Source organism: Streptomyces sp. NBC_00038 (assembly GCF_026343635.1).
Lineage (GTDB): Bacteria > Actinomycetota > Actinomycetes > Streptomycetales > Streptomycetaceae > Streptomyces.
The window spans coordinates 398,733-417,965 of sequence record NZ_JAPELQ010000001.1; the positions used below are offsets into that span (position 1 = coordinate 398,733).

General features: G+C 70.4%; 20 protein-coding genes. 11 read left to right on the forward strand and 9 right to left on the reverse strand.

The features are described from left to right. The first annotated feature begins 23 nt into the window (after window positions 1-23). From OG219_RS01920 to OG219_RS01930, 3 genes are all read left to right on the forward strand, one after another. Complete coding sequence (locus OG219_RS01920) at window positions 24-821, forward strand: IclR family transcriptional regulator (protein ID WP_266822162.1); 798 nt, start codon at window positions 24-26, stop codon at window positions 819-821. Window positions 822-931: 110 nt separating this feature from the next. Continuing rightward, window positions 932-1,987, forward strand: a complete 1,056-nt coding sequence (locus OG219_RS01925; RefSeq protein WP_266822164.1) for an LLM class flavin-dependent oxidoreductase — start codon at window positions 932-934, stop codon at window positions 1,985-1,987. Next, on the forward strand, window positions 1,987-2,823 hold the full coding sequence (locus OG219_RS01930) for an alpha/beta fold hydrolase (protein WP_266822166.1): 837 nt from the start codon (window positions 1,987-1,989) through the stop codon (window positions 2,821-2,823). The genes OG219_RS01925 and OG219_RS01930 overlap by 1 nt, the downstream gene beginning before the upstream one ends. Here OG219_RS01930 and OG219_RS01935 read toward each other — a convergent pair. Both OG219_RS01935 and OG219_RS01940 read right to left on the reverse strand, forming a co-directional pair. Further along, window positions 2,816-4,381 carry an AbgT family transporter gene (locus OG219_RS01935; RefSeq protein WP_266822168.1) on the reverse strand — a complete coding sequence of 522 codons (1,566 nt, stop codon included), beginning with the start codon at window positions 4,379-4,381 and terminating at the stop codon, window positions 2,816-2,818. The two genes, OG219_RS01930 and OG219_RS01935, sit on opposite strands and share 8 nt — an antisense overlap. Continuing rightward, window positions 4,381-5,658 (reverse strand): amidohydrolase family protein, encoded by a 1,278-nt coding sequence (locus OG219_RS01940; RefSeq protein ID WP_266822170.1) that lies wholly within the window; start codon window positions 5,656-5,658, stop codon window positions 4,381-4,383. The genes OG219_RS01935 and OG219_RS01940 overlap by 1 nt, the downstream gene beginning before the upstream one ends. Window positions 5,659-5,789: 131 nt before the next feature. On the opposite strand from OG219_RS01940, the gene OG219_RS01945 reads away from it, so the two are divergent. After that, on the forward strand, window positions 5,790-6,875 hold the full coding sequence (locus tag OG219_RS01945) for an Lrp/AsnC family transcriptional regulator (RefSeq protein WP_266822172.1): 1,086 nt from the start codon (window positions 5,790-5,792) through the stop codon (window positions 6,873-6,875). Between the two features lie 372 nt (window positions 6,876-7,247). Continuing rightward, on the forward strand, window positions 7,248-8,327 hold the full coding sequence (locus OG219_RS01950) for a cutinase family protein (RefSeq protein WP_266822174.1): 1,080 nt from the start codon (window positions 7,248-7,250) through the stop codon (window positions 8,325-8,327). Window positions 8,328-8,462: 135 nt separating this feature from the next. Here the strand turns inward: OG219_RS01950 and OG219_RS01955 are convergent, their stop codons facing one another. Then, entirely contained in the window at window positions 8,463-9,572 is a 1,110-nt protein-coding gene (locus OG219_RS01955; RefSeq protein ID WP_266822176.1) for an FAD-binding oxidoreductase, read from the reverse strand. A gap of 111 nt (window positions 9,573-9,683) precedes the next feature. On the opposite strand from OG219_RS01955, the gene OG219_RS01960 reads away from it, so the two are divergent. The 6 genes from OG219_RS01960 (at window position 9,684) to OG219_RS01985 (ending at window position 13,581) form a co-directional block, all read left to right on the forward strand. Continuing rightward, window positions 9,684-9,965: a hypothetical protein gene (locus OG219_RS01960; RefSeq protein ID WP_266822178.1), complete on the forward strand. Its 282-nt coding sequence runs from the start codon at window positions 9,684-9,686 to the stop codon at window positions 9,963-9,965. A gap of 162 nt (window positions 9,966-10,127) precedes the next feature. Further along, window positions 10,128-11,126, forward strand: a complete 999-nt coding sequence (locus OG219_RS01965; protein WP_266822180.1) for an RNA polymerase subunit sigma-70 — start codon at window positions 10,128-10,130, stop codon at window positions 11,124-11,126. Between the two features lie 5 nt (window positions 11,127-11,131). Then, window positions 11,132-11,425, forward strand: coding sequence for a hypothetical protein (locus OG219_RS01970; protein WP_266822182.1), 294 nt, complete (start codon window positions 11,132-11,134; stop codon window positions 11,423-11,425). Continuing rightward, window positions 11,422-11,877 (forward strand): DUF6069 family protein, encoded by a 456-nt coding sequence (locus tag OG219_RS01975; protein WP_266822184.1) that lies wholly within the window; start codon window positions 11,422-11,424, stop codon window positions 11,875-11,877. The genes OG219_RS01970 and OG219_RS01975 overlap by 4 nt, the downstream gene beginning before the upstream one ends. A 155-nt stretch (window positions 11,878-12,032) precedes the next feature. After that, complete coding sequence (locus OG219_RS01980; RefSeq protein WP_266822186.1) at window positions 12,033-12,881, forward strand: hypothetical protein; 849 nt, start codon at window positions 12,033-12,035, stop codon at window positions 12,879-12,881. A 295-nt stretch (window positions 12,882-13,176) separates the two neighbouring features. Further along, window positions 13,177-13,581, forward strand: coding sequence for a type II toxin-antitoxin system PemK/MazF family toxin (locus OG219_RS01985; RefSeq protein WP_266822187.1), 405 nt, complete (start codon window positions 13,177-13,179; stop codon window positions 13,579-13,581). Here OG219_RS01985 and OG219_RS01990 read toward each other — a convergent pair. The 6 genes from OG219_RS01990 to OG219_RS02015 form a co-directional block, all read right to left on the reverse strand. After that, window positions 13,547-13,903 (reverse strand): PadR family transcriptional regulator, encoded by a 357-nt coding sequence (locus tag OG219_RS01990; protein ID WP_266822189.1) that lies wholly within the window; start codon window positions 13,901-13,903, stop codon window positions 13,547-13,549. The genes OG219_RS01985 and OG219_RS01990 overlap by 35 nt on opposite strands. 91 nt (window positions 13,904-13,994) lie before the next feature. Further along, complete coding sequence (locus OG219_RS01995) at window positions 13,995-14,657, reverse strand: GntR family transcriptional regulator (protein WP_266822191.1); 663 nt, start codon at window positions 14,655-14,657, stop codon at window positions 13,995-13,997. A 216-nt stretch (window positions 14,658-14,873) separates the two neighbouring features. Beyond that, window positions 14,874-15,935 carry a low specificity L-threonine aldolase gene (locus OG219_RS02000; RefSeq protein ID WP_266822193.1) on the reverse strand — a complete coding sequence of 354 codons (1,062 nt, stop codon included), beginning with the start codon at window positions 15,933-15,935 and terminating at the stop codon, window positions 14,874-14,876. A gap of 19 nt (window positions 15,936-15,954) precedes the next feature. Next, entirely contained in the window at window positions 15,955-16,530 is a 576-nt protein-coding gene (locus tag OG219_RS02005) for a helix-turn-helix domain-containing protein (RefSeq protein ID WP_266822195.1), read from the reverse strand. Next, window positions 16,530-17,252: a metal-dependent hydrolase gene (locus OG219_RS02010; protein WP_266822197.1), complete on the reverse strand. Its 723-nt coding sequence runs from the start codon at window positions 17,250-17,252 to the stop codon at window positions 16,530-16,532. The genes OG219_RS02005 and OG219_RS02010 overlap by 1 nt, the downstream gene beginning before the upstream one ends. Before the next feature lie 132 nt (window positions 17,253-17,384). Continuing rightward, entirely contained in the window at window positions 17,385-18,968 is a 1,584-nt protein-coding gene (locus OG219_RS02015; RefSeq protein ID WP_266822199.1) for a PucR family transcriptional regulator, read from the reverse strand. Window positions 18,969-19,233 lie beyond the last annotated feature (265 nt).

A 19,233-nucleotide genomic window follows, 5' to 3' on the forward strand; every position in this document is an offset into this window, starting at 1 on the left:
CACCGAGGTGAGGAGGTCGGACCGTGACGGCTGCGCACGCCTACGGGCCAGGGGAAGAGGACAGGGAGCCTCCCAAGACCGTCCTCGGCAAGGTCGGCCTCATTCTGGCGGCCTTCCAGGACGACGACTTCTCGCTGAGCCTCGCCGAACTGACGGCCCGCACCGGGGTCGCGAAGGCCACGGTGTACCGCCTCTGCCAGGAGCTGGTCGCCGGGGAACTCCTGGAGCGGGAGGGCCACAACTACCGGCTCGGGCTCCAGCTGTACGAGATCGGCCTGCGGGCACCTCGTCAACGGACCCTGCGCGAGGCCGCGCGTCCGGTGGTGGAGAACCTCGCTCAGAGCGTCAACAACGCCGTCACGCTGTCGGTACCGCACGGCACGGAACTGCTGTGCATCGAGAACTTCGGCGCGCACCGCAACCGGGCCCGGGCCAGCGTGGGGGGACGGCACATCCCGATGCACAGCACCGCCGCCGGGAAGCTGACGCTCGCGATGCTGCCCGAGCAGTACCCGCCGGACGCCGTGATCCCGCAACTGCGCAGGCGCACGCCCCGCACGCTGACCGCCGCCCGGCTCCCGGAGGAGCTCGCCCGCATCCGGGCGCAGGGCTATGCCACCGAGGTCGAGGAGCACCGCGCCGGCTATCTTGCCGTCGCCGTGCCCGTACGGGGTGCTGACGAGGTCTTTCTCGGCGCGCTGTCGGTCGTGGCGCCGACGGCGGGCAGCAATGTGCCGCGGCTGCTGGTGGCGCTGACCGCGGCGGCGGAGGCCATCAGGTCACGGCTGACGGTGTTCGAGGCGTATCGGGCGCCGCGGTGACGTCGTCGGGGGTGACGTCGTCGTGGTGGCGACTCTTCCCGCACTGCTGTCCCGCTCAGCGGACCCGTCTCGTTCCCCTCTGACCAGGGCGGCTCCTACGCTCCGGGCTCATGGAGTCCCCATTGCGTATCGGTGTCCGAGTACCGCCCTGCGACCGGGCCGACCGTGTGGTCGAGACCGTACGCCGGGCCGAGGAGCTGGGCTTCGACGACGTCTGGTTCCCCGATTCCCAGCTGCTGTGGCGGGATGTGTTCACCACGCTGACCGCCGCCGCGCTGGGCACGGACCGGATCGGCCTCGGCACGGCGGTCACCAACCTGGCGACCCGGCATCCGGCGGTCGTCGCCTCCGCCGCCCGCAGCGTGGCGGAACTGGCACCGGGCCGCTTCACCCTGGGCCTCGGCGTCGGGAACAGCTCGGTCGGGCCCGTCGGCCTGCGGCAGACCACCTCGGCCGGGATGCGTGCGGGACTGCGCATGCTTCGGGCGCTGCTGGACGGCGAGGAGTGGGAGTTCGGCGACGCCGGGGTCCGCTCCCGGCTGCGTGATCCGGGGCCCGGCGTGCCGTTGCACCTGGCCGCGAGCGGGCCGAAGAACCTGCAGCTCGCCGGTGAGATCGCCGACGGTGTGATCCTCCTCAGCGGTGTCTCGCCGCGGACCCTGCGGAGCGCCACCGCTCGGGTGCGCGAGGGCGCGGAGGCCGCGGGCCGGAGCGCCGACCACATCCCGTTGACCGTCTCCGCGTTCTGCGCGGTGACCGACGACATCGAGGCCGAGGCGCGGCTGATCAAACCCATCTGCGCGTCGATCGCGCAGAACGGCGGAGCGCCCTTCCTTGCCCTCGCGGGCATCGACGTCGACGTCCCCAAGACCGTCGAGGGCGTGTACCCCGATCTCGTCCACGCCGAGGACTGGCCGGCCGCCGTCGAGATCTGCTCGGCGTGGATAAGCGACGAGGCGGCTCTCCGCTTCGCCGAGGAGTTCTGTCTGTTCGGTACCGCCGAGCAGATTACTCAGCGGCTCGGCGCCCTGCGCTCCGCGGGCGTCACGGGGGTGTTCCTCCAGCACGTCGGCTCCTACGACCCGCCGGCCGAACTGATCGAAGCCATCGGCTCGTCGGTGCTGCCGGCCCTTTCCGCCCCGACCCCAGCGAAGGCAGGCCACTGATGACGGACACCTTGCGAAAGGGCTATGTGCCCAGCCGTTTCGGGCAGTTGCACTATGTCGAATGCGGCGCCGGAGAGCCGGTCCTGATGCTGCATCAGACCCCGCGCTCGTGGACCGAGTTCCTGGACGTCCTCCCGCTCGTGGGTGCCGGGCATCGGGCGATCGCCATGGACACCCTGGGATTCGGCGCGTCCGCGAGGCCCGAAGGTCCGCACTCCATCGAGCGGTTCGCGGACGCCGCGGGCGATCTGATCGAGGCGCTGGGGCTCGACCGCTTCCACCTCGTCGGGCACCACACGGGCGGAGTGATCGCCGTGGAGCTGGCGGCCCGGTTCCAGGACCGTGTGTCGAGTCTGCTGCTCTCCGCCACACCCTTCATCGACGAGGAGAAGCGGCGCACGGCCGGTGGGCGGAAGCAGATCGACCATGTCGTCGCCAAGCCCGACGGCTCGCATCTGCTGGAGCTGTGGAACCACCGCCGCGGCTTCTACCAGGAGGGCGAGGAGGCCGCCCTGGGCCGCTTCATGGTCGACGCGCTGGCCGTCCTCGACCGGGTCGAGGACGGCCATGTGGCCGTGCGGCAGTACGAGATGGACCTGCGGCTGCCGTACGTCACCGCCCGCACCCTCGCGGTCTGCGCCCCCGGCGACCACTACTCCCTGCCCGGCCTGGAGAGGTTCGCCGCCGCGCTCGGCTGCGAGACCCGGGTGCTGTCCGGTGGTCATGTGCCCGTGCCCGAGCAGCTGCCGGAGGAGTTCGCGAAGACGGTTCTGGAGTGGGCGGCTCCTCCGGAGGGTTCCGGTGGAGCCGCCCAGCCGGGCAGTGACGTCACTTGAGGCCGATGTGTGCTCCGGGCCCGAGCGGCAGGTCGAAGCCGTAGAAGATCCCCAGGATGGCCAGCCACACCAGCAGGAACGGCACCACGAAGATGGCCAGCCGGGAGATGAGTGTGCCGAGTCTGGCCTCGGGCTCGTACTGGCGCAGCATCGCCAGGATGAGGAAGAGGTAGGGGTTCATCGGGGTGATGGCGCCGGTCGCGGAGTCGCCGATACGGAAGGCGGCCTGGCTGAGGGCGGGGCTCATGCCCATCAGCATGAACGCGGGGATGAACACGGGCCCGACGAGGGACCACAGGGCCGATCCCGAGACGACGAGGAGGTTCAGACAGGCGGCCAGCAGGACGAAGGCCAGGATCGCCCAGAAGCCGGTCACACCGAGGGAGGTGAAGAGGGCGGCGGCCTTCACGGCCAGCAGCACGCCGACGTTCGACCAGGTGAACAGGGCGATGACCTGCGCGGCTACGAACATCATCACGATGTAGCCGGACATGCTCTTCACCGACTCGGTCACGGCCGAGGCCACGTCCTCGGCACCGGTCAGCTTCCGCACGGTGAACCCGTACGTCAGTCCCGCCAGCAGGAAGGCGCCGAAGAGGACCGGGACGATGCCGGAGAGGAACGGCGAGGGCACGAAGGCGCCGCCCTCACCGCGCAGCGGAGCGCCTTCGGGCAGCCAGAGGGAGAGGATGCCGGCCGCGTAGACGAGGACGACCAGGGTGGTGAAAAGCAGTCCCCGGCGCTGGATGGGGGTGAGCGCGATGTCTTCGGTGTCCTCGGCGGAGCCCTCGTACGGGCCCAGGCGCGGTTCCAGGACGCGGCTGATGAGGAAGCCGCCCAGCGCGGCGAGTACGAGGCTGCTCGCCGCGGTGAAGAAGTAGTTGATGAGCAGGTGGATGTCGAGCCCCGCGGCGGCGGGGAGTACCGCGGCCGCCTGCTGGGTGATGCCGACGTACAGGGCGTCGAGGGAGCCGATGGTGAATCCGGCGGCGTAGCCGGCCGTGACGCAGGCGAATCCGCCGATGAGGCCCGCGACAGGATGGCGTCCCGCGCTCTTGAACACCACGGCCGCCAGCGGCGGGAGCACGATGGCGCCGACGTCGCTCATCATGTGCGCCTGGCTCGCGATGAGCGCCACCGCGTACGGCAGCACGGCACGCGGCACCCGGGCCAGCGTGGCCCGCATCGCGGCCTCCAGCAGGCCGGTCTTCTCGGCGAGCCCGACCACCATGATCAGTACGAGTACGGCGCCAATCGGCGGGAACGTCGCGAAGTTGATGACGAGGTTCTCCACCAGCCAGCGCACCCCCTCGCCGGTGAACAGCCCGGCGATGGGCTTCGTCTCGTCGGTTCCCGGCACCTGGACCGAGACGTGCGCGACGGACAGCGCGGTGGAGACCACGGCCAGCACGACGAACAGGCCGGCGAACAGGACGACAGGGTTGGGCAGCTTGTTGCCGACCCGTTCGATCAGGGAGAGCACCCGGTCGATGCCCTTGGGCCGCTCGGTGTCGGGGGACTTGCTGTCCGGGGCGGGAAGGCTGGTCAGTGAGGACATCAGGAGCGCCTTCCGGTCGCGGCAGCGGGGAGCAGGAGGTCCTTGCGGACGACGCCGTCCTGGACGACGTACACGATGTTGGCGGGGTCGCCGAGGACGCCGATGTCCGTGAGCGGATCGCCGTCGCAGACGATCAGGTCCGCGGTGCGGCCGGCCGTCAGGGTGCCCAGCCGGTCGGAGACGCCGAGGAGTTCGGCGGAGGTGCGGGTGCCGGCGACGATGGCGGCCATGGGGTCCATGCCCAGGTCCACCAGGTAGCTGAGTTCCATCAGGTTCACGCCGTGCGGGCCGACGGCGGCGTCGGTGCCGAGCGCGATCCGGGCGCCGTACTCGATGGCGCGGGCGATGTTCTCCTTGGTGACCCCGGACCAGCGGACCTTCTTCTGGTAGTGGTAGTCCGGCATCGTGTCCTTGTTGATGCCGGCGTAGATGGTGGAGAGCGTGGGGACCACGAATACGCCACGCTCCCCCGCCATGTCCAGGGCCCGCTCGTCGAGCCCGTACCCGTGCTCGATGCTGGTGACGCCGCCGCGGATCGCGTTGAGGATGCCGGCGTTGCCCTGGGCGTGCGCGGCGACCGGTATGCCGCCGTGCCGCCGTGCCTCGTCCACGACGGCCCGGATCTCCTCCTCGAGGAGGCCCTCGTCGTCGGGGTCGTCGTAGGGGCTGCCCATGCCTCCGGTGGCGCAGACCTTCACCACGTCGGCGCCCTCGCGCAGCACCCGGCGTACGGCGAGCCGCGCCGCGTCGGCGGTGTCGGCGATCTCCGACATGCCGGCGCTGAGATCCGTTCCGTCGGGCAGCCGTACGTCGGCGTGGCCCCCGGTGTGGCTGATGATCCGTACCGCGGTGTGCACGCGCGGCCCGACGATCCGGCCGGTCTCGACGGCCGTACGGTAGCCCGCGGACAGACCGGCCAGATCGCGGACGCTGGTGACACCGGCGGCCAGGGTCTGCGACAGTCGTTCGGCGGTGTCCAGTGTGACCAGGACGGGATCCAGTTCCGCGCGGCGGCCGGGCGGAGAGCCCTGCGCGTACGCCAGGTGGACATGGCAGTCGAAGAAGCCGGGCAGGACCGTACGACCACCGGCGTCGAGGGCGCGGTAGGCGTCGGTGTCGCCGGGTGCGGGTGGAGCCGTCGCGGCGGGTCCCGCGTAGGTGATGGTCCCCTCGGGGTCCATGGCGACGACGGCGTCGTCCACGGGGGACGATCCGGTGCCGTCGATGAGGCGGGCGTTGTGGACGCGCAGCGCGGTCTTCGTGGTCGGTCGCGTCATGGCGGGTGGGTCACTCCTCCAGCGTCGGGGTCAGGAGAAGGGAGTGTGGAATGCGCAAGAAGACGACGTGTCACGGTGCAGGTTTCTCGCCGGATTGCCCGCACGGGCGCAGAGATACGCCGCTGATGGACATGCAGGATTCCGCCGTGCCGGAACTGGACGAGCTCGACCGCGGTGTCGTGCACGCGCTGCAGATCCATCCCCGGGCTCCGTGGACGCTCGTCGGTGACGTCCTCGGGGTGAACCCGGTCACCGTCGCGCGGCGCTGGCAGCGGCTTCAGGACGCGGGGCTCGCCTGGGTGACCGCGTATCCGCGGTTGTCCAACACGCGGGTCGTGGTGACGGGTGTCGTCGAGGTGGACACCGAGCCCGGCGCGTCGGCCGATGTGGCACGGGCGCTCGCGGCCGAGCCCTCGGTGGCGAACATCAAACTCACGGCGGGCGGCCGGGACCTGGTGGTCGCCGTGCAGACCCGTGACCTGGCCGAACTGGCCCGGCTCACCACCCTGATGTTCCAGCGCATCCCAGGAGTACGGGCGACGCGCACGCATGTCTCGACCGGTGTTCCCATCGAGGGCAGCCGCTGGCGACTACGCAGCCTGGACGCGCTGCAGAGCGCTCGGATCGAGGCGGCCCTGCCGCCACCGGCCCGCTCCGCGACCGAGTCGGGCTGGGACTCTCTCGACGCGTGGCTCCTGGAACTGCTGTGCATGGACGGTCGTACGTCGGTGAACGACCTGTCGGTGGCTACCGGCGCGAGCCTCACCACCGTGCGCCGCAGGCTCCAGTCGCTGCTCGCCACCAGGCTCAGCCTCCGCTGCGACCTGGCCCGCCCGCTCTCCGGGTGGCCGCTGTCCGCCGTCTACTTCGCGTCCGTGCCGGCCCAGCGGCTGCAGGAGGCGGGCCGGGTGCTGTCCGGCGTACGCGAGGTGCGCTCGTGCGCCATCACGACGGGCCCGCACAACCTGGTCATCGACGTGTGGCTGCGTGTGCTCGGGGACGTGCACGCCTTCGAGGCCCATCTGTCCCGGCAGCTGCCGTCCCTGACCATCGACGACCGTTCGGTGGTCCTCAGCACCGTCAAGCACATGGGGCGCCTGCTGGACGAGAACGGCCGCTCCGTGGGCGTGGTCCCGCTGCGGCATCCGCAGAGCCTGCGGGACGGTGCCGTCGAGCAGCTCGCCGAGATGGGAGCACACGACCCGCGCGGCACCTGACGTGACGAATCCGCGTGCCGGACCGGTCTCAAGTCCCCGCCGTGGCCTGCCCTTTTCGACCCCAATCGAAATGATTGTGGTGAGCATGACGGGAAGGAAGGCTGTCAGTGAGTTCGGGCCCAGCTTGTCGCGAGCGATGGCGACAGCAGTGGCCATGCCGAACGAATGACGGAGGGGGACCGAATGACGACTGCGGCAATAACCGGAGAGGGCCGAGGTGGCGCAAGGGGCAGATGGCAGGTCTGGGCGCTCACTCTGGCCGTCTTATCGGCTTTCACACTGGCCCTGAGTCTCGGCAACGCGACGGCGGCGCATGCGCAGTACCCGGGACCCAACCCGCCGCAGGCGCCCGCGGATTGCAGCAAGCCGTGGGTGATCCTGTCGGCGTACGGAACCTCGGAGTCCACGGACAGCGGCCACCCCTACGGCACCGTAGGCGTCAACGACACCTACATCCGGGCGCTGAAGAGCGCACTGTCCGACGTCGGCGTCTTCGACAGCGACGTCACTGTGCGCAATCTCCCTTATCCGGCTTCCGCCTTGGACTGGCCCGACTGGCTGCCCGGCGACTGGGGCCCTGACGACTACTGGACCTCGATGTACAAGGGCCGGGACAAGCTCGTCGAAGAGATCAACTTCTATGCCTCCTGCCCGAACCGTCCGACGCTGATCCTGCTCGGGTACTCGCAGGGCGCACAGGTGATCAAGAACGCCATCGCGCAGGACGCGATCCAGGGCAACCAGCGCAACGCCGACGAGATCGGCGCGATCGTCAACGTCGGCGACGCCTCCCGCAACAACGGCCAGATCGGCATGGGGCAGAACGGCCAGATGGTCACCCTCAACCCCGACTACTCGGACGGCACCGCCGACGCCTCGCGCGGCGGGCTGATGCAACGCCTCAACGTGCCGGCGGTGTTCGCGGGCTTCATCGGCGACGGGCGCTACTTCGACGTGTGCCGCACGGACGACGCGGTCTGCAACGAGCAGGCGTATCCCGGCTCCGACGAGTGGCAGGCCCGGTGGCTGCAGGACTTCGGCGACAGCGCGATCGGCGACAACGCCCCGCACGTGATGTACCGGGACAACGGGATCGCGCAGAGCCCCGCGGACAGGGCCAATGCCGATCGTGTCGCGTCCCGCACCGCCGCGCGGGCGGTCACCGCGGCGGTGGCGCAGCGCAACGTGGTGCATCCGCCGCCGGACACGCCGGAGCACGTGTGGGCCACCAACGTCAACGTCCGAGCCAATCCGACGACCGAGTCGGACATCGTCGGCACGATCCCCGAGCCGACCACGGTGTACGTGAAGTGCCAGGTGCACGGTCAGTCGGTGACGTACGGCGGGATCACCAATGACGCCTGGTCGTATCTGCCGCTGCAGCGCGGGTGGATCAGCAACATCTTCCTCACCGGTCCGGCTTGGATGCCTGGGGTGCCCGAGTGCGATTGAGCTCCTGAGTTCTCTGAGCTCGACGTCGGGGGTGTGATCGGCGGGGCCCTGCTTGCGTGCAGGGCTCCGCCGACCGCGTTGTTCGTCCCCCATCGACGCGTCGACCGGGCCATCATCTGGCGCCTGCCTGGGCTGTCACGAGGGGAACCGCTCCGGGCGGAAGTCCGCAAGCATCTCGTCTCTCCTCCCGGTCAGGATCTCCGAAGCAAGCAGTCGGCCGATCACCGGCCCGAGCGTGATGCCGCTGTGGGAAACGGCCTCGTAGTAGCCCGGCACGGACGGCACCGCGCCCACCGAGGGGAATCCGTCGGCCGGGATGGGCCGCTCGGCCACCCGCGTCTGTGCGATGCGGGAGTTGCCGAGCTCGGGAACGACGTGCCGCGCCGATTCGTGGAGCAGCCGTGCGAGTTGCGCCGGCTCTTCGCCCGTGTCGATGAGTGCGTCGACCTCGCGGCTGTGGAGGACCATCGAAGCGTCTCCGTCAGGACGGATCTCGAGGTGAGGCGCGTGCAGGACCCGGTGAACCGGGACCTGGGCACAGTCGATCCGAGTGACGACGCCGGGTTCCCGGCGCATCGGCAAGTGCCGTGCGACAAGCCCGGCCACCTGGGAGGCGCTGGGGCCTGCCGCATTCACGACGATGTCGACGTCGAGACGGCACCCATCGGACAGAGCAACTGTCCGGATACTCCCGTCGGCATGGGTGCCGATGTCACAGACCGCGATGCCTGACCGGAGCTCGGCACCGGACGCAACGGCCTGGCCGACCAGGCGGCCGACGAGATGACGTCCGTGCACCCAGGCTTCGTCGGGGTAGAACAGGACTGGAACATCGCCGGGCATCGTGAGAGCAGGTTCGAGGCGGCGGCGCACCTCGGCCCCCGTGTGCACCTCGACCCGGTAGTCCCAGGCGGCCAGCAGTTCGGCTGTTTTAAGGAACTTCGCCTCCACTGCGGGATCGTCTGCCCAGCGCAGGTGGCCGCTGGGATACCACCACGAGTCCGGCCCGATGGCCTCGGCAAGCTCACGGTGGGCTGCCATGCCCGCGACGTTCAGGTCGAAGTAGGACTTGCGCACGGTCTTGTTGCTGGCGTTGACCCACGAGAAGGACCAGTTGGTGACGCCTTCGCCCGACTGACCTGCGTCGATGAAGACGACCTTGGCGCCGTGCCGGGACAGGTTCCAGCCCACGCTGGCTCCCAGGATGCCCACCCCGATGACAGCAATACGTTCGAACCGCTTCACGGACCCGGTCCCCACGACCGCCCCCTTTTGGTGTTGCCCCCGAAGGTTGAGCGCGCAGGTTAGTCGAGCTCGGTGAGCCAGTGAGTACTTTGCGCTCAGTACGATGCGCCGGTGACCTCGCGCAGAGCCGGTAGTCCGCGGCAGATACTAGTCATCGCCTGCACAGTCGTTGCCCTGGCCACCGCGACCCTGGGTTGGTATGCGACACGCACCGTGCGCCCCGACTGCGTCGTCGCAATCTCCAAAGTCACCGACGGCAACGGGCACAATCTCCCCGACGTGAACGGCCGAGTGCGGTCGGACAAGGAACTCGCCGATCGCGCCTACCAACAGGCCGTCGACTCAGGCCGCTGCGATCCGCCCCGTGCCCGCTGGAAGCAGTGGATCGGCTGACTGTCCTGCCCTGGGGTTCCGTGGCGGCCAAGCTTCCGATTCAAGGTCGGGATTGCCACCGCCGGGCGCTACGCAGCCATGCCGACCGGCCCCAGTGATGAGTTGTCGCGTCCGTACCCGTCATACCTACGACGGGACACGACGAGGCGGAAGGACGACGTGATGAGTGCGGACAAGCGGCTGGAGGAGCTGGGCGTGAGTGGTCTGGGCGAGGTCGACGAGCCGGCGTTCTCGGGGCTGGCGGAGCGGCACCGGAGGGAGCTGCACGTGCACTGCTACCGGATGCTCGGGTCGTTCGAGGACGCCGAGGACACCGTGCAGGAGACGTTCCTCCGTGCCTGGCGGCGGCGGGAGACCTTCGAGGGACGGTCGACGTTCCGGGCCTGGCTGTACCGGATCGCCACCAACGCCTGCCTGGATCTGCTCGCCAAGCGCCGCCCGGAGCCTGCGACCGGCGGCGAGGTGCTGTGGCTGCAGCCCTACCCGGACCGGCTGCTCGACGAGCTGCCCGCGGGCGACGCGGACGAGCCGGAGACCGTCGCCGTCGCGCGGGAGACGATCGAGCTGGCCTACCTGGTCGCGGTCCAGCACCTCGCGCCGCGCCCGCGGGCCGTGCTGATCCTGCGGGACGTGCTCGGCTGGCCGGCGAAGGACGTCGCCGAGCTCCTCGGGGACTCCGTCAACTCCGTGAACAGCGCGCTGCAGCGGGCCCGCGCCGGCATGCGGGAGCACCTGCCCGCCGAGCGGCAGGACTGGACCGGCGGCGAACAGGACGCTGGGACGCGCGAGCTGGTGCGCCGCTACACCGACGCCAGCGTGGCCACGGACGTCGGCACGCTCGCCACCCTGCTGCGGGACGACGTCCGCACCTCGATGCCGCCCACGCCGGGCCTGTACGTCGGCCGCGACGCGGTGGTGAACTACTGGATCGAGAGCGGCTTCGAGGGCATGAAGGGCCTGCGCGCCGTCCCCACCGCCGTGAACCGGCAGCCCGCCATTGCCTACTACCACTGGCAGAAGCGGGAGGGCGCGTACCTGCCGCTGACGATCGACGTCCTGCGCGTCACCGGCGGGGCGATCACCGAGATCATCACGTTCCACGAGGACCGGTTCCCGCGGCTCGGGCTGCCGGAGCGCCTGCCGGCGGACGGCACGGAGTAGTCCCGGTGTGGACGCTCACGCTGCGCGGTGGCGCTCGTGTCGCGGTGGTCCCGGCGGAGTGGTGCGACGCGTTCGGCGTCGTCACCCGCGGGCGGGTGCAGCTGGAGCTGCGCGACGGCGAGCCCGGGCCGGTCCTCGGACGCGACGCCGGGTTCTGGCTCCGCGGCACCGGCGTCCGCGCCCTGCGGAACCCCGGCCGTCGCACGGCGAGGGTGCGCATCGTCACCCCAGGCCAGGACCGTCACATGCCAGTCGACACACCCGTACGCCAGTTGCCGAATGACGGAGGAACGACATGAACAGCAGGAAGGACACCGGGGTCGTCGCAGGCCCGGCATCGGGCCGGACCAGCCACACCCACCGACTCCGCGGGCTCGCCGGCACCGGCCTCATCGCCACGCTCGCAGCGATGGCGGCCACCACCCTCGCCGCGGCGCTGGCCCAGGCCGTCGGCGTCGACTTCGAGGTCCCCGATGGTGGCGAGACGATCCCGTTGTCCGGGTTCGCCGTGGTGACCGGCTTCTTCTCGGTCGTGGGCATCGTCATTGCCGTCGCTCTTCTTCGTTGGAGCGCTCGCCCCGCCGAGCGATTCGTGTGGACGGCAGTGTCGCTGACCGCGATCTCGTTGGTCCCGCCCCTCCTCTCCGGGGCGAACACCGCCACCACCACCGCCCTCCTCGGGCTGCACCTCGTCCCTGCGACGGTGATGATCCCCACCCTGGCGCGGAGCCTCCGCAGCCGGACCGATTGACGATCCCGCAGCGGGACAACGTGCAGCGACGCGACTGCCGGAGATCCGTACCGCGGTCGGCAAGGAACGACGGGTTCAAGTCCCTCCAATCCGGGGCGACTTGGACGTACGCTCATTTGTACTGACCCGTCATCTCCGCCGACGCAGGGGGCAGCGTGGCCAGGTGGTTCGGCAAGTCGAGGAAAGCGAACAAGGCGGCCGGGATGACCGGCCCGAGCGGCGAGTCCGGGTCCGGCGTGGCCGATCCTCGGGCCGACGCCAGGAAACTCCTCGACGAGGACCCGCTGACCGCCGCCGACGCCCTGCGGCTCGGATACGGCAGGACCGGCGACCCGGCCATGCTCCTGGCCGCGGTCAAGGCGATGGATCTGGCCAAGGACCGCTACCAGGCCGACGACGCGCAACGCGCCTCGCCCCTGTCCGGACTGTGCATGCTGTACCGGCTGCGCTGGCAGCGCGAACGCGATCCGCAGCTGCTCCAGCAGGCGGTGGAGTACGGCCGTCAGGCGGTCGCCGTCGCCTGGACCGGCGACCCGGAGATGGGCCGCCACCTGGCGGCGCTGGGCACGGCCCTTGAGGAGACGTTCCGGCACGGCGACCGTCTGGAGGACATCGACGAGGCCGTCGCCGTCCACCGCCGCTGCCTCGACGTCATCCCGCTCGACCACCCCGACCGGCTCGGCCAGGAGTCGAACCTCGCCAACGCCCTGGTGCTCCGCGGCGTGGCGGGAGCCGACCTCGCGCTTCTGGAGGAGGGCCTTGAGCGCACCCGCGCCGCGCTGCGTGTCACGCCCGCCGACGACCCGGCGCATCCGGCTCGGCTCGCCAACGTGGCTGCCGCGCTGGCGGCGCTGGCGCTGACGGGTTCGCCGCACCACCTCGCCGAGGCGCAGGCGCTCTACGAGCAGGCCCTGCGGGAGTTCCCGTCCCGGCACCCGGCGCGGGCAGGGATCGAAGGGGCGGTACGAAACATCCGCAAGCTGCGGCAGGCGCGGGGTATCTGACCCGGACGGCGCACGGGGACGGCCGTGACAGTCCTCCCTGAGCACTTCCAGGAAGGGTTCGATCGCCGCCCGCCAGGCGTCCTGCTGCCCCTGCGGAACCGGGTCTCGATCCTGCCCGCGACACCGGTGTACTGGCGCCACGCACGTCGTCGTGGGCCTGGTCGGCGTCCCACTTCGCCCGCCCGAGCAGGTGCCGCGTTACCCTCGCACACCGATGGTCAACGGTGGCCGGACCCGTCTCCGCGGTGCGTCAGGGCCGCGCGGATTCGCCTGCCGTCCTGTGTCAGGAGGACACGTGCAACGTGGCGAAGTCTGGTGGGTCGAGTTCGACGAGCGGCGGCTGGTCGTGCTGCTGTCGGCGGAAGACGCGTCCGGGGTCCGGGCGATGCAGGTCGTCGCTCCGGCCGGCGTCGACATCAGCGGTCTGGGCGTCGAAGTGCAAGTAGGCGCCACAGAAGGATTGCCCTTTGAAGGCGTGCTGCGGTTCGGGTTTCCGAGTCCAGGTTTCACCCCTTGCACATGGCTGACCACCATGTCCGGGGACGACCTGATCGAGCGGGCAGGTGTGTTGCCCGCCGCGAAGCTCAACGAGATTGAGGATGCCCTCCGTCTCTGCGAACACCCGCAGGAGCGGACCCCCGCGACAACCGCGAAGCTCAGCAAGATCAGGGACGCTCTCCGTCTCGGTGGCCTCGAGTAGGTGGAGAAGGGCGAACGACCGCGCCGACCCATCCGGGCAAGGGCTGCCTCCTGGACCGGTAGACGCGCGCCAGGGTCTCGCGGGCCTGCACGGCGCCGTCCTGTGTGATCCGGTAGAAGCGGCGGCGCGGGCGCCCTGCGTTCTCGTGCACCGTCGGGTCCTCCCAGGTGCTGTCCACCCAGCCGAATTGCTCCAGGCGGGCGAGAATCGGATAGACCGTGCCCGACGGCAATCCCACCAGCTCGCACAGCTCAAGGCCGTACCGCTGCCTGGCGGGGTCCTCCAGTAAAGCCCGCAGCACCAGTTGAGTCTGCAGGGTCATACGCGGCACACCCATACTCGTACTCTACATAGCCCCGTCTTCCTCCGGCTCAGGTTCTCTGACTCCCCCGCCATCAGCCTGATTACGTCAACTACCCGACCCTCGGCGGGAATCGCGTTCTGGCGTCCACCGTGTGGGCGCGCATGACCTGCTGTGCGCGTGCGTCATCGCGGGCGGCGATGGCCGCGATCAGCTCGCGGTGCTCCACCCAAGCCTGGCGGACGATGGGTGTGTAGTACCGGCGGACTCTTTGCTCGACATGGGCGGCCAGCTCCGCGAGCACTGCGTTCCCAGCCAGTTCCATGACACAGGCGTGGAACGTGGCGTTGGCGGTCACCACCGTCTCCACGTCATCGGCGGCGACCGCGGCCTCGCCCGTCGCGCACAGCTGGTCCAGCCGCTCAAGTCCCTCGCCCGAAGAGCTGACCGCGGCCAGGCGCGCCGCTTCGGTCTCCAGCAGGACGCGGACGCCGAAGAGTTGATCGGTCTCGTCCCCGGTCGGCTCGTGGACGAAGGCACCCTGGGCGGGGCGAAGGTCCACCCACCCTTCGGTGTTCAGCCGCTGCAGTGCTTCTCGTACGGGCTGCCGTGAGACCCCGAGATGGCCCGCGAGCTCGCTCTCCACCAGGTGCTGGCCAGGGCGCAGCGACCGTGAAGTGATCAGCCCCAGCAGCGCCTCGTACACCTGCTCGCGCACCGATGCCGGGCGCTCGAGCTTGGGTATCGATTCGTGCGGCAGCCCTTTGAACAGCATCTCGGCCTCCGATGACCTCTCTTTCCTCCTCAATCTATGGGCTTCATCCGGCATGCGGGAGAGTTCCGAACGCGCGAAACCGATCGTGGTCCAAAGTCGTACGGCCGTCAGCCGCCAGTGCCTGAAGGGGAGTTGCCTCGACCAGTGGTCCTGGCGCTCTCGTAGCCGACTACACCAGGTTGAAGCCACGCGACGCGTCGTAGACGTCGGTCTCGGTCAGCGGGTGTGGCGGCGGACCGCGTCGAGGAGTTGGTCGATGTCGTCGGCGCTGTGGGAGAAGGCGGTGACGAACCGGACGATCCCCGGTTCCCAGCGGTCGTGGTAGAAGGCGTAGCCCTCGGCGAGGAGTCCTTCGGTGACGTGCTGGGGCAGGCGGCAGAAGAGGATGTTGGCCTGCGGTGTGGCCAGCAGGCCGGTGCCGGGGATGGCCTTGAGGCCGTCGCCGAGCCGGGTCGCCATCGCGTTGGCCTGGCGGGCGTTGTGCAGCCACAGGCCGTCAGTGAGGTAGGCGTCGATCTGGGCCGTGTGGAAGCGCATCTTGGAGGCGAGCTGGCCGGCGCGCTTGGCGCGGAAGGCGAGCTCGGCGGCGAGTGCGGGGTCGAAGGAGACGATGGCGTCGGCGGTCATCGCGCCGTTCTTGGTGGCGCCGAACGACAGGACGTCGATGCCGGCCTTCCAGGTCATCTCGGCCGGGCTGGCGCCGAGATGGTCCAGGGCGTTGGCGAAGCGCGCGCCGTCCATGTGGACGCGCAGTCCCGCGTCCTTGGCGATGGCGGACAGGAGGCGGATCTCCTCCAGGGTGTAGACGCTGCCGCTCTCGGTGGCCTGACTGATGCTCAGCGCCGACGGCTGCACGCTGTGCACGTCACCGGCCCGGCGGCGCACCGCCGCCCGCAGCGCCTCGGGGTCGATCTTGCTGTCGGGGCCCGGCACACCGACAAGCTTGGCGCCGTTGGTGAAGAACTCCGGAGCACCGCACTCATCGGTGTTGATGTGGCTGTCGGGGTGCGAGAGGACGCTGCCCCACGGCGGGGTGAGGGCGGCCAGGCTCAGGCCGTTGGCGGCGGACCCGGTGGAGACCGGGAAGACTTCGACGTCCCGCTCGAAGATCTCCCTGAGCCTGCGGCGGGCGCCGTCGGTGAAGGGGTCGTTGCCGTAAGGCAGGACCTGCCCGGCGGCCGCCTCGGCGACGGCCTGGGCTATCTGCGGGGACGCCCCGGCCATGTTGTCGCTGATGAAGGCACGACTGGAGGGAGTGGTGGCGATGGTGGTGCTCATGAGCAGGAGTTCCTCGGTCTCAGGTGCTGATGGGAGAGGCGAAGACGACGGTGATGTCGACTTCTTCGGCGCCGGTGCGGTAGAAGTGCGGGGCGTCTCCGGCGAAGGCGAGCATGTCGCCCGGGCCCAGATCCTCCGGGGCGTCGACGGGGCCGGCGGTGACGTGCCCGGTGGCGATGAGCAGGTGCTCGATCGTGCCGGTGGCGTGCGGGACGCCGGGCAGCTCCGTCTCGGGCGGAATGCGCAGCCGCCAGATCTCCAGGCTGTTGCCGCTGCTGATACGGCGTAGCAACTCCCGTGAGACCTCGCCGGGTTCGATGTCCGTGCCGGGCCGGAAGACCGGCCCGGTGTCGGCGTCACGTGCCAGCAGGTCGGCGATCGGGATGCGCAGGGCGATCGCGATCGCGTCCAGGGTGTCGATCGTCGGATTGCCGTTGCCGGCCTCCAACTGCGACAGCGTGGCCTTGCTCAGCCCGGCGCGCCGGGCCATCTCCGCGGCGCTCATGCCGCGCTGCTGGCGGCGCAGGCGGATCTTCGCGCCGACGGCGGCCGCGGTACTGCTCACCGGCTGGCGGCCGGACGGCGGGGGCGTCATCAGCGGCTCCTGTGCGTTGCGGTGTAGGACACGCGGATGCGGCCCTTCTTGACCTTCAGCGTCGGCAGTACCACTTCGGCCAGGTCGCCGAGGCTGCGCACGTGTGTGCCCCCGCACGGCGCGGCGTGCAGCGAGTCCAGATGCACCACGCGCCGCCCGTCGGCGAGACACCGCGCGAAGACCGGCAGGTCGTCGGCGATCGCGGCTGCCACCGCGGTGCGCAGCGCGGCAGTCAGCTCCTCCCGCCCTTCCGGGTCGGTCAGCCGCGCGTCCGCCTCGGGCGCCTGGAACTCGATCCGCGCCTGACCGGGGAAATGGTTGCTGCCGACCATCTCCCACCCCTGCATCCGCCCGACCGCTTCGACGAGGTGTCCGGCCGTGTGCAGCGCTGCGTGAGCCGTCCGGGTCCGAAGGTCGATCCGGGCCCGCAGCTTCTGTCCTTCGGCGAGGGGCGGAAGGCTGCCGCCCTCAGGCGCCATCGCCACGACCAGTCCGGACTGACGGTCCCGGACCGGGATGACCTCCGCGTCCTCCAGCCACCCTCGGTCGGCCGGCTGGCCCCCGCCCTGCGGATGGAACAGGCAGTGCTCGACGGCCGCCCATGGCGTCCCGTCCCTCTCGCCGACCGCGATCACCCGCGTATCGACCTGCTCCAGGTAGGTGTCATCGAGGTAGGCGCCGACCTGTGCGCCTGCCCGAAGAGCCTCGATTGAATGAACCATGCGTTCACTATACCGAACTCTTGAGATAATGAACCCACCGTTCGTTTTAACGAACGATCCTGATCGTGATCCTGATCGTGATCCTGCTCGTGGGGAGGCGACCGCGCACGCCGCGCATCCCGGGATCGGGTGTCAGGTCGGCGGGCTCGTGACCCCGGGCAGCCACTGCAGGGCGAACCAGAGCTCCATGCGTACGCCGGGGTCCTGGAGGTCGACGTCGAGGAGTTCGCCGACCCGTGCCAAGCGGTGGCGCACGGTGTTGCGGTGGACGTGCAGGGTCGCGGCGGTGCGGTCCCAACTGCCGTGCAGGGTCAGCCAGGTCCGCAGGGTGTCGAGGAGCACGTCGGCACCCGGCGCGCCTGCCTGGTCGAGCGGGGCGAAGCGAGTGCGGGCCAGATCCTGGGCGTCGGCAGGGGGGATGAGCCCGTGAACAGTGAGCGGGTCCTTGGTGTGGACGACAGCGGGCACTCGGTCGGCGATCGCGCGTTGGAGGGCGCGTTCGGCCTGACGGTCGGCGTGCGGCAGGTCCGAGGCCGGCGCGGGTGTGCTGAAACCGAGGACCCAGCCCAGGTCGGCGGCTTGCGCGGGAGCCTCGGGGCGGGCGTCCGGTGCGCTGGGGACCAGTGCTTTCAGTTCGGAGCCGTCGACGTAGAGGTGGGGGGTGCCCAAGGCGGTGCCCAGGGTGGCGAGTTGGGCCGGGTCGTCGCCTGGGTGCGGTGCCGGCGCGGAGCGTGGGGGCGTGTGCCGGCCGTGCACGACGATCCAGTGTGCGGCGTTTGTCGTGTCGGCGGGCGCGAGGGCGGGTGCGACGTCGGCCGGGGCGGCCCCGAGCATGAGCCGTACCAGCGCCCCCGCGCTGTGGGTGTCGGTGCCCAGGGCGTGCCGCGGGCTGGTGAGCAGGGCAAGCAGGACGGTCGCCGTGCTGGTGACCTGGCGGTGTACCAGAGTCGGGGCCGTGGTGGCGGCCTGGCCGAGGGCGAGCGTCGTGGTGGTGCCGTCGGCTCCGGGCAGGGTGTGGACGGTCAGGTGGGTTCCGCCCTGGTGATCGGCCGCCGCGGCCGGTGCGGATCGTCCGGCGGAACCGGTGCGGACGCGGGCGGTGGTGCGTACGGCGAGATCGCGCACGCGTCCCGGCGTGGGTGATGCGGGGCGGGGACCGGCGCTGAACAGTTCGTTGCCCTGGGCGTCGTAGAGGACAGCCCAGGCGCCGGTGTGCGCGCTGAGCTGGGCGAGCACGGCCTGGAGCGCATCCGGCCGGGCGGCGGCCGCGGCCAGCGCCGATTGCGCTCGGGAGATCTCGCGGAGCTCACGGTTCCGGGCCTCGGCGATCGCGGCGTACGCGGCCTGCCCGACTGCTACGAACGGGGTGCTCGGCGGCAGCCGCAGGAGCGGGAGCCCGTGGCGGTCACAGGCGGCGACGAGCTCAGGCGGAACCTCCTCGTGCACCGGGGCGACGCCGAACCCGAGCGCGCTCACTCCGGCGCCGACGACCTGACGTACGTACGTGTCGATGCCCTCGGCGTCGAGAGGGAGACGTACGCCGGCGGTGAGGAGCAGTTCGCCGCCCACCAGGTACGGCGACGGGTCCTCGATCTCCGTGGTGCCGACCGTACTGACCCGGTGGTCCCCGACAGGGCCCGCAACCTGGCGCAGGCCCAGCGCGGGATCGGCGAGCAACGCGCTCAGGGGCACGGACGGCTGCTCGGACTCGGTCATCAGGAGGCATCCTCCCAGCCCGGCAGCACGGGGGGTGTGCCGGATTCATCCAATGAGCGATTCCATATTGGACAGAAACGCCACTTCGGCACCAGTGCGGACCGTCGATATCGTCATCCCACTCGGAGGGCACCACCCCGGCCCTCGCACCGCGTGTACACACCTCCCCTCACACCGGCACCGCCGCGCGGCCTCCCCGGCCGCCCTGCGCGCGGTCGCCTGCCTCTCCTCTCCCCCTGCTCCCCTGAGCAGCCGTTTGGCGGTT